Source organism: Isoptericola sp. NPDC019482 (assembly GCF_040632295.1).
Classification (GTDB): domain Bacteria; phylum Actinomycetota; class Actinomycetes; order Actinomycetales; family Cellulomonadaceae; genus Isoptericola.
Genome location: NZ_JBEYBQ010000008.1, coordinates 1 through 15,194, shown reverse-complemented (window position 1 = coordinate 15,194; position 15,194 = coordinate 1). Strand labels below are relative to the sequence as shown.

The 15,194-nt window shown below is 72.4% G+C and carries 14 protein-coding genes and 1 pseudogene; 10 read left to right on the top strand and 5 right to left on the bottom strand.

Annotated elements, in window-relative coordinates:
• Positions 1 to 45 precede the first annotated feature (45 nt).
• Complete coding sequence (locus ABZ493_RS07875) at positions 46 to 1,272, bottom strand: pyrophosphate--fructose-6-phosphate 1-phosphotransferase (protein ID WP_430581616.1); 1,227 nt, start codon at positions 1,270 to 1,272, stop codon at positions 46 to 48.
• A 170-nt stretch (positions 1,273 to 1,442) separates the two neighbouring features.
• On the opposite strand from ABZ493_RS07875, the gene ABZ493_RS07870 reads away from it, so the two are divergent.
• Complete coding sequence (locus ABZ493_RS07870) at positions 1,443 to 2,054, top strand: GNAT family N-acetyltransferase (protein ID WP_430581615.1); 612 nt, start codon at positions 1,443 to 1,445, stop codon at positions 2,052 to 2,054.
• 16 nt (positions 2,055 to 2,070) lie between these two features.
• Here the strand turns inward: ABZ493_RS07870 and ABZ493_RS07865 are convergent, their stop codons facing one another.
• On the bottom strand, positions 2,071 to 2,790 hold the full coding sequence (locus ABZ493_RS07865) for a lysophospholipid acyltransferase family protein (protein ID WP_430581614.1): 720 nt from the start codon (positions 2,788 to 2,790) through the stop codon (positions 2,071 to 2,073).
• Between the two features lie 116 nt (positions 2,791 to 2,906).
• On the opposite strand from ABZ493_RS07865, the gene ABZ493_RS07860 reads away from it, so the two are divergent.
• Entirely contained in the window at positions 2,907 to 3,434 is a 528-nt protein-coding gene (locus tag ABZ493_RS07860) for a hypothetical protein (RefSeq protein ID WP_430581613.1), read from the top strand.
• A gap of 31 nt (positions 3,435 to 3,465) precedes the next feature.
• Here the strand turns inward: ABZ493_RS07860 and ABZ493_RS07855 are convergent, their stop codons facing one another.
• On the bottom strand, positions 3,466 to 4,410 hold the full coding sequence (locus tag ABZ493_RS07855) for an ROK family glucokinase (RefSeq protein WP_430581612.1): 945 nt from the start codon (positions 4,408 to 4,410) through the stop codon (positions 3,466 to 3,468).
• A gap of 267 nt (positions 4,411 to 4,677) precedes the next feature.
• Between ABZ493_RS07855 and ABZ493_RS07850 the strand changes: the two genes are divergently transcribed.
• The 3 genes from ABZ493_RS07850 (at position 4,678) to ABZ493_RS07840 (ending at position 8,668) form a co-directional block, all read left to right on the top strand.
• Positions 4,678 to 6,489 (top strand): long-chain fatty acid--CoA ligase, encoded by a 1,812-nt coding sequence (locus tag ABZ493_RS07850; protein ID WP_430581611.1) that lies wholly within the window; start codon positions 4,678 to 4,680, stop codon positions 6,487 to 6,489.
• A gap of 95 nt (positions 6,490 to 6,584) precedes the next feature.
• Positions 6,585 to 8,393, top strand: coding sequence for a DEDD exonuclease domain-containing protein (locus ABZ493_RS07845; RefSeq protein ID WP_430581610.1), 1,809 nt, complete (start codon positions 6,585 to 6,587; stop codon positions 8,391 to 8,393).
• A complete protein-coding gene (locus ABZ493_RS07840) occupies positions 8,387 to 8,668 on the top strand; it encodes an Lrp/AsnC ligand binding domain-containing protein (protein WP_430581609.1) in 282 nt (93 codons plus the stop codon). Before ABZ493_RS07845 ends, ABZ493_RS07840 begins: the two co-directional genes overlap by 7 nt.
• A 70-nt stretch (positions 8,669 to 8,738) precedes the next feature.
• On the opposite strand, the gene trpD is transcribed toward ABZ493_RS07840, so the two are convergent.
• Positions 8,739 to 9,833, bottom strand: a complete 1,095-nt coding sequence (gene trpD / locus ABZ493_RS07835) for an anthranilate phosphoribosyltransferase (RefSeq protein WP_430581608.1) — start codon at positions 9,831 to 9,833, stop codon at positions 8,739 to 8,741.
• Between the two features lie 67 nt (positions 9,834 to 9,900).
• The gene (locus ABZ493_RS07830; protein WP_430581607.1) at positions 9,901 to 10,389 is read right to left on the bottom strand and encodes a hypothetical protein; all 489 of its coding nucleotides are present in this window, start codon (positions 10,387 to 10,389) and stop codon (positions 9,901 to 9,903) included.
• 267 nt (positions 10,390 to 10,656) lie between these two features.
• Between ABZ493_RS07830 and ABZ493_RS07825 the strand changes: the two genes are divergently transcribed.
• The 5 genes and pseudogenes from ABZ493_RS07825 to ABZ493_RS07805 form a co-directional block, all read left to right on the top strand.
• The gene (locus ABZ493_RS07825; RefSeq protein WP_430563693.1) at positions 10,657 to 11,310 is read left to right on the top strand and encodes a heme-copper oxidase subunit III; all 654 of its coding nucleotides are present in this window, start codon (positions 10,657 to 10,659) and stop codon (positions 11,308 to 11,310) included.
• A 66-nt stretch (positions 11,311 to 11,376) separates the two neighbouring features.
• Entirely contained in the window at positions 11,377 to 12,156 is a 780-nt protein-coding gene (locus tag ABZ493_RS07820; RefSeq protein ID WP_430581606.1) for a cytochrome c, read from the top strand.
• A gap of 29 nt (positions 12,157 to 12,185) precedes the next feature.
• Positions 12,186 to 13,199: a Rieske 2Fe-2S domain-containing protein gene (locus ABZ493_RS07815; RefSeq protein ID WP_430581719.1), complete on the top strand. Its 1,014-nt coding sequence runs from the start codon at positions 12,186 to 12,188 to the stop codon at positions 13,197 to 13,199.
• Complete coding sequence (locus tag ABZ493_RS07810; RefSeq protein WP_430581605.1) at positions 13,196 to 14,899, top strand: cytochrome bc complex cytochrome b subunit; 1,704 nt, start codon at positions 13,196 to 13,198, stop codon at positions 14,897 to 14,899. The genes ABZ493_RS07815 and ABZ493_RS07810 overlap by 4 nt, the downstream gene beginning before the upstream one ends.
• A gap of 170 nt (positions 14,900 to 15,069) precedes the next feature.
• Positions 15,070 to 15,194: pseudogene (locus ABZ493_RS07805) on the top strand (superoxide dismutase); the annotation flags it as partial.

Sequence of the window (15,194 nt, the reverse complement as noted above, 5' to 3'; positions counted from 1 at the left end):
CGGGCTGCTCCTGCCTCTGGCTCGGTGGTCGGCGGGTGGCCGTCGTCAGTGCGCGGCGGGCTTCGCGGGCACCAGCGGCTGGCCGATGCCCTCGAGGATCTCGCCGAACCACGGCTGGCTGACGTCGAAGGCCTTGCCGCCGGCGATGCGCGGGAACGCGATCGCCTTGAGGCGGTCGCCGTCCTCCTCGTCGTGGCCGATGACGCCGGCCTCGCCGCGCAGGGCGCACTCGACGGCCAGGTCGGTCATCGACTTGATGAGGCGCAGGTCCTCGGCGTTCGCCGCCGCGGCGCGCGAGTAGTAGCCCGACTTCTGGACCATGACCTTCTCGGCGCCCAGCTTCTCGGCGAACTGCTTCGCGAACCACTGGCCCGGGTTGATGGTGTCGAGCTTGACGTGCCCGAACGGGTCGCGCGGCACCTCCTCGCCGGCGGCCTCGAGCTGCTGCACGATCTCGTTCATGCCGGCACCCTCGGACAGGAAGATGTTGACGTTGCCGATCTCGTCCATGACGGCGCGCAGGCGCGCGGCCTCGGCGTCGATGTCGATCTCCAGCTCGGGCAGGAACACCGCGTGCACGTCCCAGCGCTCGCGCGTGAGGCCGAGGGCGGGCGCCCACTCCTGCGCGTCGAGCCACTTGCGGTACTCCTTGGCCGTGGCGGCGGTGAGCCAGCCGCAGTGGCGGCCCATGACCTCGTGCACGATGAGCATGCGCGGGCCGGAGCGGTGCTCGCCGATCACGTTCGCGGCGAAGCCCGCGGCCTCCTCGGCCGCCGTCCAGGCGCCGAGCGACTGGCGGATGGGCACCACGTCGTTGTCGATCGTCTTCGGCAGGCCGACGACGGTGAGCTCGTAGCCGTTGTCGTGGAGGTAGGCGGCGAGGTCCGCAGCCGTCGTGTTCGTGTCGTCGCCGCCGATGGTGTGCAGCACGTCGACACCGTCGGCCTTGAGCTGCTCGGCAGCGACCTCCAGCGGGTTCTGCCCCTCCTGGACCAGGCCGCGCTTGACGCAGTCCGCGGCGTTGGTCAGCTTGACGCGGGAGTTGCCGATCGGCGAGCCGCCGAAGCGGTGCAGGATGCCGGCCTGCTTGCGGCCCTCGGAGTCGATCACGATCTTCGTGCCCGTGAGGAGCCCGTGGTAGCCGTACTGGTAGGCGATGATCTCGATCGACGGGTCGAGCTCCGTGTAACGCTCGATGAGGCCGCCGACGGCGGAGGACAGGCAGGGCGCGAAGCCGCCGGCGGTCAGGAGAGCCACGCGACGAACCGACATGACAGGGGCTACCTCTCGGTGGGGGACGGGAGCCCTCCCATCCTAGGAGCACCTGCCGGGGCACGGCCCCGGCCGTCCGGCGGGCGAACGCGCCGTGCGCGACGTCGCCCGGCCGTGCGATGATGTCGCGCGAGCCTCCCCCGCCGTCCGGCGCCGGGAGGCTCTTGCGTATGACGACTCCTGCGCCCCACCCCGACCTGTCCGCCCACCTGGCCGGTGCGCCGCTCCCCGTCCGCCGTGCCACGCCGGAGGACCGCGGGCTCCTCGAACGGCTGTGGCTGCTCTTCCGCCACGACATGTCCGCCGTCTCGGGCGAGCTCCCGAGGCCCGACGGCGGCTTCCGCGACGACCGGCTCCGCGCCGCCCTCGACGAGATCGACCGCGACGCGCGGGCGGACGAGGTCGGCTCGGGCCGTCGTGCCGCGACCTGGCGCGGCTACCTGGCGACGCTCCCCGGCGGGGCACCGGGCCGCGCGGACGAGCGACCGGTGGCGTTCGCCCTGATCCGCGGCCTCGACGCGCCGACGCGCGTGCTGTCGGCGTTCTTCGTGGTCCGCGCGGCCCGCCGGCACGGCGTCGGTCGTGAGGTCGCGGCGGCGGTGCTGCGCGACGTGCCGGGCCCGTGGGAGATCGCGTACCAGGACGCCAACGCCGGCGCCGCGGCGTTCTGGCCGCGCGTCGCGACTGACGTCGCGGGCGACGCCTGGTCGGTCAGGCACCGTCCGGTGCCCGGCCTGCCGGACGCACCGCCCGACGCATGGCTGAGCCTCACCGTGCGCTAGCACCGGACGGGGAGACTCAGGTCCCGGCAGGCTCCTCGGGCGGCTGCTGCGCCGCCGCCGCCGCGAGGCGCGCCTTCATCGTGGCCGCGTAGACGTCGACGTACTCCTGCTCGGACAGCCGCAGGATCGCGTACATGATCTCGTCGGTCACCGAGCGCAGCACGAACCGGTCGCCCTCCATCCCGCGGTAGCGGCTGAAGTCGAGGGGCTCGCCGAAGACCATCCCGATCGGCATCGGCTTGGGGACCGAGCGGCCGAGCGGCTGCGCGACGTCGGTGCCCACCATCGCGACGGGGATCACGGGGGCGCCGGACTCCAGCGCCAGCCGGGCGACGCCGGTCTTGCCGCGGTACAGCCGGCCGTCGGGGCTGCGGGTGCCCTCGGGGTAGATGCCGAAGAGGTCGCCGTCGTTCAGCACGCGCAGCCCCGTGTTCAGCGCCGCCTCGCTGGCCTTGCCGCCCGAGCGGTCCACGGGGATCGTGCCGACGCCACGCATGAACCCCGCCACGAGCCGGCCACGGACGCCGCCGCCGGTGAAGTAGTCCGACTTTCCGAGGAACTGGACCTGGCGGTCGAGGACGAGCGGCAGCACGAACGAGTCGATGACGGCGAGGTGGTTGCTCGCCAGGATCGCCGGTCCCGAGGTCGGGACGTTCTCCACGCCCTTCGTCCAGGGGCGGAACGCCAGCCGGAGCCAGGGCCCCACCACCACGTTCTTCATCACCCAGTAGAACAACGGTCCTCCTCGCCCAGTCTCGGCAGCCACCGGTCAGCGGACCGCCGTCGACGGGCCGTGGCGCCGACGGACGGACCGCCGACGCGTTGCTTCGCCCACGACAATAGAGTGAACCCATGCCCGCACCGAACCCGGACGCCGAACCGGACCTGCCGGACGACGACCTGCCCGACGACGCCGTCGAGGCGCGCTGGGCCGACATCGTCGCCCAGCTCGGGCCGCTCGACGAGCCCGACGACGCCGACCGGGCGGACGCGCCGACCACCAGTGGTCCTGCCGCGGACGCGCGTCCCGAGGACGCCGCGGTGCCGCCGGGGCGGGTGGTGAGCCCGGGTCCCCGCGACTGGCCGGTGACGCCGGAGATCGAGGACCTGGAAGAGACGGAGTCTCACTTCACGCCGCCGGTGCCGGAGCCGGTCCTGTCCCGCGACCCGCTCCTCACCCTCGCGTGGGCGGCGGTCGTCGGGGTGCCGGTGCTCGTCGTGCTCGGTGTCGTCCTGCGCGCGGCCGTCCCGGCCCTGCGCATCCCGGGGTGGTCGGGCCCCGTGGCCGGCGTCCTGTTCCTCGTGGCGCTCGGCGTCCTGATCTGGCGGATGCCGCACCGCCGCGACCCCGACGACCACGGCACGGGCGCCGTCGTCTGACCTGCCGGGCCGGCCCACGGCCGCGCGCGGTTCAGCGCCGGGCGAGGTCCGCAGCGCCGATGATGCCCGCCTCGTTGCCGTGCTCGGCGAGCTCGATCTGCGCCACCGGGCGGTGCCCGAGGGCCGAGAGCTGGGCCTCGTACGCCTTGCGCACGGGCAGGAGCAGCAGGTCGCCGGCCGCGCCGACGCCGCCGCCGATGACGATGAGCTCGGGGTCGAGCAGCGCGGCCACGGAGGCCGAGCCCTCGCCGATCCACCGGCCCAGCGTCGCCAGCAGCTCGACCGCGAGCTCGTCGCCCTCCTGCGCCGCCTGCGTGACGTGCGGGCCCTCGAGCGCGGACACGTCCCCGTCCGCGAGCTCGACCAGCCGCGCCGCCCGCTCCGGCTGGGCGATCATGGCCTGCTTCGCGTCCCGCACCAGCGCCGTGCCCGACGCGTACTGCTCCCAGCAGCCCTCGTGGCCGCAGCCGCAGTAGTGGCCGCCCGGGACGACGCGCATGTGCCCGACCTCGGCCGCGACGCCCCACTTGCCGCGCACGAGCTCACGGTCCACCACGATCGCGCCGCCCAGCCCGGTGCCGACCGTCAGCATGAGCATGTCGGTGGCCTCGCGCGCGGCACCGAAGCGGAACTCCGCCCAGCCCGCGGCGTTCGCGTCGTTCTCGACGACCACGGGGACGTCGATCTCCAGCAGGGACTCGATCCGCTCGGCAAGCGGGTACTCGCGCCAGGCGATGTTCGGTGCGAAGAGCACCGACCGCCGGTCGGGGCTCACGAACCCGGCGGCGGCGAGGCCGATCGCGCCGACCTCGTGCTCCTTGGCCAGCTCGGTGCACGCGTCCGCGATCGCCCGGTCGATGGAGGCGACGTCGTCGGCCACCGTCTCGCGCCGCACCTTCGCGAGGATCGTGCCCGCCTCGTCCACCACACCCACGGCAATCTTCGTGCCGCCGATGTCGACTCCGATGGCGTGCATGCAGGAACCTCGCGTTCATCTGTCGGGACGCCGCGTCCGCACGGCGCATCACCCCGTCGCCGTCGCGGCACGGGGGCGCGCGGTGCGCGCAGGGACCAGACTAGCCACCACGACGGGAGGGTGCGACGCTCGTCCATCTCCGGTCCACCACCATCGGTCACGGACCGTCACCGAACTGTGTCCCGGACCACCCGTGAGACCCGGTATCGTGGCGGCCGGGGAACGTACCCCCTGGCCAATGCACTGAGCATGGACGATGGAGTCAGCATGGACGAGATCACCATTCCGCAGGCGGTCGAGCTGCCTGCCACGTCGAACCTCAACGACCTCCTCGCCACCCGCGTGGCGAGCGACCCGCGCGCCACGCTCGCCGAGCGTCCCTCCGGCGACGGCTGGCAGCCGGTCTCGGCCGCCCAGTTCGACGCCGAGGTGGTGGCCGTCGCCAAGGGGCTCGTCGCCCGGGGCGTGCAGCCCGGCGACCCCGTCGGGATCATGTCGCACACCCGCTACGAGTGGACCCTCCTCGACTTCGCCGCATGGGCGGCCGGCGCGGTGCCCGTGCCGATCTACGAGACGTCCTCCGCCGAGCAGGTGGAGTGGATCCTCACGGACTCCGGGATCACGCTGCTCGTCGTCGAGGACTCCGGCCTCGCCGCCACCGTCGCGGAGGTCTCCGATCGCGCGCCGGCGCTGCGCGAGGTCCTCGAGATCGAGGACGGCGCGATCGCCAAGCTCACGGCCGCCGGCGCCGACGTCGCCGACGACGAGATCGCGCGCCGCCGCGGCATCGCGGACCTCGCGGACGTCGCGACGATCATCTACACCTCCGGCACGACCGGCACCCCCAAGGGCGCCGAGATCACGCACGGCAACCTCGCGCTGCTCGGGGTCAACGCCGTCGCCGCCGTCCCCGAGGTCTTCAAGGACGGCGGGCGCACGCTGCTCTTCCTCCCGCTCGCGCACGTGTTCGCGCGCTACATCGAGATCCTCGCGATCGCGAGCGGCACGGTGCTCGGCCACTGGGCGGACCTCAAGACCGTCACCGCCGGCCTCGAGGCGTTCCGGCCCACCTACATCCTCGCGGTGCCGCGCGTCTTCGAGAAGGTGTACAACGCCGCGGAGCAGAAGGCGGCCGCCGGCGGCAAGCTGAAGATCTTCCACTGGGCGGCCGCGACCGGCATCGCCTACTCGCGGGCGCTCGACACGCCGTCGGGCCCGTCGCTGTGGCTCCGCCTGCAGCACAAGGTCGCCGACACCCTCGTGTTCTCGAAGCTGCGGGCGGTGCTCGGCGGGCAGGCCCAGTACGCCGTCTCCGGGGGCGGCCCCCTCGGTGAGCGGCTCGGGCACTTCTTCCGCGGCCTCGGCGTCACCATCCTCGAGGGCTACGGGCTCACCGAGACCACCGCGCCCACCAGCGTGAACCGCCCCGACGCCATCAAGATCGGTTCGGTCGGCCCCCAGCTGCCCGGCTGCGGCGTGCGGATCGCCCCGGACGGCGAGGTGCTGCTGCGCGGCATCCAGGTGTTCCGCGGGTACCACAACAACCCGGAGGCGACCGCCGAGGCGTTCGACGACGGCTGGTTCCGCAGCGGCGACCTCGGCACCCTCGACGACGACGGGTTCCTCACGATCACGGGCCGCAAGAAGGAGATCATCGTGACGGCCGGCGGCAAGAACGTGGCCCCGGCGATGCTCGAGGACCGCATCCGGGCGCACGCGCTGGTGAGCCAGTGCGTCGTCGTCGGCGACAACCGGCCCTTCATCGGCGCGCTGATCACCCTCGACGCCGACGGCCTGCCGGGCTGGCTGAAGATGCACGACAAGCCGGAGATGACGCCCGCGCAGGCCGCGACCGACCCGGACGTGCTGGCCGCGCTCGACGCCGCCGTGACCCGCGCCAACCAGGCGGTCTCGAAGGCCGAGTCGATCCGCAAGTTCGCCGTCCTGCCGGGCGACCTCACGGTCGAGAACGGCTACCTCACGCCCAAGCAGAGCGTGCGCCGCCACGTCTTCGTCAAGGACTTCGCCGCCGAGATCGACGAGCTGTACGTCGACACCCGGCAGAAGTCCGCGAGCTGACGGCCGCGCCTCCCGAACGGCCTGGAGCCCGCCGAGACCCGTCTCGGCGGGCTTTGCCGTCCCGGGCTGTCGGAGGCCGCCGCTACGGTCCCGGCATGCCGAGCACCACCCCGTCCCCAGCGCGCAGCACGGCGCTCCAGCCCTCGTTCGAGGACCTCGGCACCCCCCTGCGGGACGTCACGTTCGTCGTCGTCGACCTCGAGACCACCGGCGGGCGTGCGGCCGACGGCGGCATCACGGAGATCGGTGCGGTCAAGGTCCGCGGCGGCGAGGTGCTCGGCGAGCTGCAGTCGCTCGTCAACCCGGGCCATCCCGTGCCGGCGTTCGTCGCCCGGCTCACGGGCATCACCACCTCCATGGTCGCCACGGCTCCCCCGGTCGAGCTCGTCCTGCCGAGCTTCCTGGAGTTCGCGCGCGACGCCGTGCTGGTGGCGCACAACGCGCCGTTCGACGTCGGCTTCCTGCGTGCCGCCTGCGACCGGCTCGGCTACGACTGGCCGGGCTTCCGGGTGGTGGACACGGTGCCCCTGGCGCGTCGCGTCGTCACCCGCGACGAGGCCCCGAACCACAAGCTGTCCACCCTGGCCGCGCTCTTCCGGGCCCGCGTCACGCCCGAGCACCGCGCGCTCGCCGACGCCCGGGCGACCGTCGACGTGCTGCACGCGCTCCTGGAGCGCCTTGCGCCCCTGGGCATCACGCACCTGGAGGACCTCGCCGGCGCCGCCGACCCCGTGCCGCCGGACGTGCGCCGCAAGCGGACCCTCGCCGACGGACTGCCCGAGGCCCCGGGCGTGTACCTGTTCCGCGGGCCGGGGGACGAGGTGCTGTACGTCGGCACGTCGACGAACCTCCGCAAGCGGGTGCGGTCCTACTTCACGGCGGCCGAGAAGCGCGGACGGATCACGGAGATGGTCCGGATCGCGCATGCCGTCACCCCCGTCGTCTGCGCGACGCCGCTCGAGGCGTCGGTGCGCGAGCTGCGCCTCATCGCGGAGCACGCTCCGCGGTACAACCGGCGCTCCAAGCACCCCGAGCGCCAGTCGTGGGTGCGGCTCACGGACGAGGCCTACCCCCGGCTGTCGGTCGTGCGCGACGTCCGGGCCGGGTCCCCGCACATCGGCCCCTTCACGTCCCGGCAGGCCGCACTGGCCGCCGTCGAGGCGGTCCACGACGCGCTCCCGCTGCGGCAGTGCACGGCCCGGCTCCCCCGCGTCGCACGCACCGCGGGCAGCCCGTGCGCCCTCGCGGGGATGGGCCGCTGCTCCGCGCCGTGCACGGCCACCGGCGCCGCCGACGTCGGGTACGACGCCGTCGCCGACGCGGCGCGCACCGCCCTCACGTCCGACCCCTCGGCCGTCGTCCGCGCCCTCGCGGCGCGCGTGGGGCGGCTGGCCGCCCAGGAACGCTTCGAGGAGGCCGGCACGGTCACCCACCGCCTGCGGGCGTTCGTCCAGGGCGCGGCGCGCGCCCAGCGGCTCGACCCCCTCGCCCGCTGCGCCGAGCTCGTCGCCGCGCGGCCCACGCCCGCGGGCGGCTGGGAGCTCGTCGTGGTGAAGCACGCGCGGCTGGCTGCGACCGCGATGACGGGCCCCGACGAGGACCCGCTCCCCGTCGTCGACGCGCTCCGGGCGACGGCGGAGTCCGTCGACCCGCCCGTGGCGCCCGCGCCCGCGTGCCATCCCGAGGAGGCCGCCCTCGTGCTGGCCTGGCTGGACGAGCCGGGGGTCCGGCTGGTGCACGTGAGCGGCCCCTGGACGTGCCCGGTGCGCTCGGCCGCCGCGCACGCCGACCTCGGCGCGGTCTCGACGACGGTCGCTGGTCTGTGGGCCGCACCGAGCGAGGATGACGAGGCCGTCGGGCGCCTCGCGGACGCGCCGACGGTGGCTACGATGACGGCATGCTGACCGCGATCGTGCTCATCGACACCGAGGCCGACCAGATCCCCGAGGTCGCCACCCAGGTCACCGACCTCAAGGGAGTCAGCGAGGTCTACTCCGTCACCGGCAAGGCCGACCTGGTCGCCATGGTGCGCGTGCGCGAGCACGAGGAGCTCGCCGACGTCATCGCCGACGGGATCAGCAAGGTCCCCGGCGTGGTGCGCACCGAGACCCTCATCGCGTTCCGCACCTACTCGAACGTGGACCTCGAGCAGGCGTTCGCGATCGGTCTCGACGACTGACGCCGCCCCGGCGGACGGCCGGACCCGCGCTCGCGCGCGAAGGATCGGCCGCCCCGCCGCGCACCGCGGGTCAGTGCTGCGTCGCGGCCGCCCAGCGCTCCAGCACGCGGGCGGCAGCGCCGTCGTCGATGCTGCGCGCGGCGTGGCCGATACCGGCCGCCAGCCGTTCCACGAGCGTGCCGGCGTCCGTGCCGGGCAGGCTCCCGTCCGCCACGAGGGCGGCCGCCGCGTTGAGCAGCACCGTCTCCCGCACCGGGCCCTGGTCGACACCCGTGAGGACATCGCGTGCCACGCCGGCGTTGTGGTGCGCGTCGGCGCCGCGCAGGTCGGCGACGTCGATGCGCCGCAGCCCGAGCTCGGCGGCGGCGTCGAGACGCGTCTCGGTGACCTGACCGTCGCGGACCTCCCAGACGGTCGAGCCGCCGGTCGCGGCGAGCTCGTCCAGGCCGTCGTCGCCACGGAACACGAGCGCGCGCGTCCCCCGCGCGGCGAAGACGCCCGCCACCAGAGGCGCCATCCGGGGGTCCGCGACCCCGACGGCCGTGGCCCGGGGCTGCGCCGGGTTCGTCAGCGGACCGAGGAAGTTGAAGGCGGTCGCGACCCCGAGCTCCTTCCGCGCCACGCCGGCGTGCCGGAACGACGGGTGGAAGACCATCGCGAAGCAGAAGGTGATGCCGACCTGCTCGGCCAGCTCCGCGACGCGCTCGGGTCCGTGGTCGAGGCGCACGCCCAGCGCCTCGAGGACGTCGGCCGAACCGGACGACGACGACGCGGCGCGGTTGCCGTGCTTGACCACCTTGACGCCCGTGCCGGCCACGACGACCGCAGCCATGGTCGAGATGTTGACCGTGTGCGCGCGGTCGCCGCCGCTGCCGACGATGTCGACGCTCGGTCCGGGGACCGTGAACCGGCGAGCGTGGGCGAGCATCGTGTCAGCCAGCCCCGTCAGCTCCTCGACCGTCTCGCCCTTGGCGCGCAGCCCCACGAGGAACGCCGCGAGCCGGGCCGCCGACACCTCGCCCGACATGACCGCGTCCATGGCCCAGGCGGTGTCCTGCGAGCTCAGGTCGTGGCCGGCGATGAGCTCGGTGAGCAGGCCGGGCCACGTCTGCTCGGGCGACGTCTGCTCGGGCTGCGCGGGCACGGGACGGTCGTTCGTGGGCACCAGGTTCCTCCGGTTCGGTGGTCGCGCGGTCCGGACGCACCTGGCTCGACCCTCACGGGTCCGTCGGTCAGGCCGTCGCGGCGAGCTCGCCGGCCACGGTGCGCTGCAGCTCGATCGCGTCGAGCGGCCTCGGCACCACGGCGTCGGCGAGCGACCACGATGCTAGCCATCCGTCGTCGGCCCTGCCGGTGAGGACCACGACGGGCGGGCACCGGTACACCTCGTTCTTGAGCTGGCGGCACAGTCCCATGCCGCCGGACTTGTCCGCCTCGCCGTCCAGCACGAGCAGGTCCCACCCGCCGCGGTCGGCCGCGGCGATGAGCGCCGCCGGCGTCGCGACCTCCGCCCAGGCGATCTCCGGGGCGTGGGCGCGCAGGCGGGGCCCGACGGCGGTCCGCACGTGGGCGCGGACGGTCCGGTCGTCGCTGTAGAGCAAGATGCGCGGCCCGCGGGCAGCCGGGCCCGAGCGTGCCGCGGGGGCGATCGCGCCGGTCGGGCTGGTCGGGTTGGTCGGGCTGGTCGTCGTCGGGTCCATCTGGTCCGTCTGATCCGTCAACTTCTGGCTCCCCTTCGCGGACGTGCACGGCACCGGGCACGGGCACGACGTCCGGCGGCTGCACCGCGGCCGTCGGACGTCGACGTTTGCTGGCATCGTGGCACACTCGCGTCACCTCGGGCAGGTGCCGAACGTGGTCTTTTACTGGCACTCTCCAGCGATCCGTCACCTCGTAGCGACAGAGTGGCGAGTTTCCGCAGATTCTGTGCACATCGACTTTGCGCAAGGCCCGTCCGAGTGGCTCGAACCGGCCGTATGTCGGCCATAATGGCTGACGTGTCGACCGCAACGGCTGCTGCCCCCCATGCCCACCAGCACGTGAGCGTCAACCGTCCGAACCCCGTGTCGGTCGGGACGATCGTCTGGCTCGCGAGCGAGCTCATGTTCTTCGCGGGCCTCTTCGCGATGTACTTCACCGTCCGGTCGGTGATGCCCGAGGCGGAGTGGGCCGCTCAGGCGGACAAGCTCAACATCACCTTCTCGACGATCAACACCACCGTGCTGGTGCTGTCGTCCGTCACCTGCCAGATGGGCGTGTGGGCCGCCGAGCGGTTCAAGCCGGTGCGCTCCGGCTCCCTGCTCCAGGTGAACAAGTGGGGCATGCACGAGTGGATGACCCTCACGTACCTCATGGGCGCGTTCTTCATCGGCGGCCAGATCTTCGAGTACACCGAGCTGGTGCACGAGGGCCTGACCATCTCCTCCAGCCCGTACGGCTCGGTCTTCTACCTGACCACCGGCTTCCACGGCCTCCACGTGCTGGGCGGTCTCATCGCCTTCCTGTTCCTGCTGGGGCGCTCTTTCGCCGCCAAGAACTTCGGCCACCACGAGGCCACCACCGCCATCGTCACGTCCTACTACTGGCACTTCGTCGACGTGGTGTGGATCGCCCTCTTCGCCGTCATCTACCTCCTGCGCTGAACCCCCTGCCGGCGTCGCCGCCGGCACTGACCCTGCACCTTCGATCTGCGAGACGAGGATCATTTCGTGAAGGCACTCGCCGCCCGCAGGCACCACCGGTTCGCGCCGGTCGTGCTGTTGCTGCTGGCGCTGCTGGTCACGGGCGGCGTCTACGCCGCCCTGGCCCCGAGCCCGGCCCAGGCCGACACCGCCAGCACCGCGGACATCGAGACCGGGAAGAAGCTCTTCCAGGCCAACTGCGCCACCTGCCACGGCCCGAACGCGGAGGGCACCACCGAGGCGCCGTCGCTCGTCGGCGTCGGCGCGGCCGCGGTCGACTTCCAGGTCTCCACCGGCCGGATGCCGATGCAGATGAACGGCCCCCAGGCCGAGGCCAAGCCCCGGCAGATGGACGAGGAGCAGACCGCCGCGCTCGCCGCGTACGTCGCGTCCCTCGGTGCAGGCCCGGCCATCCCCACCGACGAGCAGGTGGACGGGAGCCAGGGCGACCCCGCCAACGGCATGGCCCTCTTCCGCACCAACTGCGCGATGTGCCACAACGCCGTCGGCGCCGGTGGCGCCCTCTCGGAGGGCAAGTTCGCCCCGCCGCTGTGGGACACCTCCGGCCGCAACGTGTACCAGGCCATGCTCACCGGACCGCAGTCCATGCCGGTGTTCAACGACGCCAACATCACCCCTGACGAGAAGCGCGACATCATCGCGTTCCTCGACGAGCAGGACCAGGGCTCGGCCGGCGGCCTCACCCTGGGTTCCCTCGGCCCGGTCAGCGAGGGCCTGTGGGCCTGGATCATCGGCATCGGCCTGATCATCGGCGGCGCGGTGTGGATCGGAGCGAAGTCCTCGTGAGCGACAACCAGAACCCCCAGGGTCAGGACCTGACCCGGCACGACGGCGACGGCACGGTCGCCCGGACGGACCGGTTCGCCGACCCCGGCGTCCCGGAGCACCACGCGCGCCTCGCGGACACGGACCCCAAGGCGGCCAAGCGCAACGAGCGGATCATCGCGATCCTCTTCGCCATCTCGTGCCTCGGTACGATCGGCTCGCTCGTGGCCTACTTCGCCGTGCGCCCGGACGGCACCACGCCCGGCGTGCGCCTCTCGACCGTGCTGCTCGGCGTCGCGATCGCGGTCTCGCTGTTCGGCATCGGCTTCGCCGCCGTGCACTGGGCCAAGACCCTGATGTCCGGCAAGGAGTACGTCGAGGAGCGGCACTCGAGCGCCAGCTCGGAGGAGGTCCGCGAGGGCGTCCAGCAGCAGTTCAAGGACGGCCTCGAGGACTCCGGCATCGCGCGCCGCCCGGTCCTCAAGGGCGCGGTCGTCTCCGCGCTCGCCCTCTTCCCGCTGACCATCGCCGTGCCGCTCGTCTCGAGCGTCGGCGGCACGTGGAACGTCGGCGCCCTGCGGCACACCCTCTGGACGAAGGGCGTCCGGCTCGCCTACGACCCGTCGGGCCGCCCGATCAAGGCGTCGGACCTCACGGTCGGCTCCGTCGCGCACGTCATCCCCGACGTGCCCGCCGAGGAGCGCGAGTCGCACGAGTGGATCACCGAGAAGTCGAAGGCCGTCGTGCTCCTCGTGCGCATGGACCCCCGCGACCACAAGCGTGACCACCGCGAGGGGGCCTCGTACGACGGCATCGTCGCGTACTCGAAGATCTGCACCCACGTCGGGTGCCCGGTCGCCCTCTACGAGCAGCAGACGCACCACCTCCTGTGCCCCTGCCACCAGTCGACGTTCGACATCTCCGACGGCTCCAAGGTGGTCTTCGGACCTGCCAAGCGCCCGCTGCCCCAGCTGCCCATCACCGTCGACGACGAGGGGTATCTTGTGGCTGAGGACGACTTCAACGAGCCCGTCGGCCCGAGCTACTGGGAGCGCCTGAAGTGAGCACCACGACCACTCCCCCCACCGCGGCGGAGCCGACCACCGTGATCGGCAAGTCCGCCGACTACCTCGACCAGCGGACCAAGGTCGGCGTGCTCGCCAAGCAGCTCGTCCGCAAGGTCTTCCCGGACCACTGGTCCTTCATGCTCGGCGAGATCGCGCTGTTCTCGTTCGTCGTGCTCCTCATCTCCGGCGTGTTCCTGGCGATGTTCTTCGACCCGTCGATGGCGCTCGTCACGCACCACGGGGCGCCGGCGACCATGGACGGCGAGCTCATGTCCACCGCCTTCTCCTCGACGCTCAACATGTCGTTCGAGGTGCGCGGCGGTCTGCTCATGCGGCAGATCCACCACTGGTCGGCGCTGATCTTCGTCGCCGGCATCGTGGTCCACATGATGCGCGTCTTCTTCACCGGCGCGTTCCGCAAGCCGCGCGAGCTGAACTGGCTCGTCGGCACGCTGCTGATGATCCTGTCGCTGGCCGCCGGCTTCTCGGGCTACTCGCTCCCGGACGACGTGCTCTCCGGCAACGGCCTGCGGATCACCGACGGAGTCATCAAGTCGATCCCGATCATCGGGTCGTACCTCTCGTGGTTCGTCTTCGGCGGCGAGTTCCCCGGCGAGCACATCATCCCGCGCCTGTTCACGGTGCACATCCTGCTCGTGCCGGCGCTGATCCTGGCCCTCATCGGGGTGCACCTGTTCCTCATGGTGCTGAACAAGCACACCCAGTACCCGGGCGGCGGCCGCACCGACAAGAACGTCGTCGGCTACCCCGCGGTCCCGGCGTTCGCCACGAAGATGGGCGGCAACTTCTTCATCATCTTCGGCGTGCTGGCCCTCATGGGCGGCACGATGGCGATCAACAACGTCTGGAACTACGGCCCCTACGACCCGTCACCGGTGTCCGCGGGCGCCCAGCCGGACTGGTACATGCTGTTCCTCGAGGGATCGCTGCGCCTCATGCCGGGCCAGGCCGAGATCGTCACGTGGGGGGACTTCACGCTGTCGCTGAACATCCTCATCCCGGCGGTCGTCATCCCGGGCCTGCTGTTCACGTTCCTGTTCGTGTACCCGTTCGTCGAGGCGAAGGTGACCGGCGACCACCGCGAGCACCACGTGCTCGACCGCCCGCGCAACGTCCCGACCCGCACGGGCCTCGGCGTCGCGTTCCTCACGGCGTTCATCATCCTGGCCCTCGCCGGGTCGAACGACCTCATCGCCACGCACTTCGCCTTGTCGATCAACACGATCACCTGGGTCTTCCGGGTCCTGTTCTTCGTCGGCCCGGTGTTCGCGTTCTGGGTCACGAAGCGGATCTGCCTGGGCCTGCAGCGCAAGGACCGCGAGCTGGTGCTGCACGGTCACGAGACCGGTCGCATCGTGCGGTTCGCCAACGGCGAGTACATCGAGGTCCACCGCCCGCTCGACGAGCAGGAGCGCTGGCTGCGCGTCAACTACGAGGCGCGCCGGCCCCTGGAGGTCGAGCCCGCGACCGACGCCCGCGGCGTCAAGCGCAAGGGCTACAAGAAGGACAAGCGCTGGCAGAAGCTGTCGCAGTTCTTCTACGAGGACCGGGTGGAGCCGGTGACGCCGGCCGAGCTGGCCGCGGCGCACGCCCACGGCGAGCACGACGAGCTCGAGCCCGCCCACGACACCCCCGAGCTGGTCTCGGGGTCTGGCAACGTCGAGCGGGAGCACTGAGTCTCCTGCAGGCTGGACCCATGGCCCGCGCTCCCCTCCCCCGATCCGTCGGGCGGGGTGCGCGGGCCGTCGTCGTCCCCGGCCCGTGAGAGCGGCCGGGGGCCAGCCGTCGACGACGTCCCCCACGCACGCCGGTACGACGTGCGGCACGCAACCGGAGGTATCTCAGCATGGCTGTCTACACGCTCCCTGACCTGCCCTACGACTACAGCGCCCTCGAGCCGCACATCAGCGGCAAGATCATGGAGCTGCACCACGACAAGCACCACGCGGCCTACGTCACCGGCGCGAACAC

Coding starts and splice junctions, on each gene's coding strand:
- ABZ493_RS07875 (WP_430581616.1), bottom strand. CDS start 1,272: ATGTCGGTTCGTCGCGTGGCTCTCCTGACCGCCGGCGGCTTCGCGCCC.
- ABZ493_RS07870 (WP_430581615.1), top strand. CDS start 1,443: ATGACGACTCCTGCGCCCCACCCCGACCTGTCCGCCCACCTGGCCGGT.
- ABZ493_RS07860 (WP_430581613.1), top strand. CDS start 2,907: ATGCCCGCACCGAACCCGGACGCCGAACCGGACCTGCCGGACGACGAC.
- ABZ493_RS07855 (WP_430581612.1), bottom strand. CDS start 4,410: ATGCACGCCATCGGAGTCGACATCGGCGGCACGAAGATTGCCGTGGGT.
- ABZ493_RS07850 (WP_430581611.1), top strand. CDS start 4,678: ATGGACGAGATCACCATTCCGCAGGCGGTCGAGCTGCCTGCCACGTCG.
- ABZ493_RS07845 (WP_430581610.1), top strand. CDS start 6,585: ATGCCGAGCACCACCCCGTCCCCAGCGCGCAGCACGGCGCTCCAGCCC.
- ABZ493_RS07840 (WP_430581609.1), top strand. CDS start 8,387: ATGCTGACCGCGATCGTGCTCATCGACACCGAGGCCGACCAGATCCCC.
- ABZ493_RS07825 (WP_430563693.1), top strand. CDS start 10,657: ATGGCTGACGTGTCGACCGCAACGGCTGCTGCCCCCCATGCCCACCAG.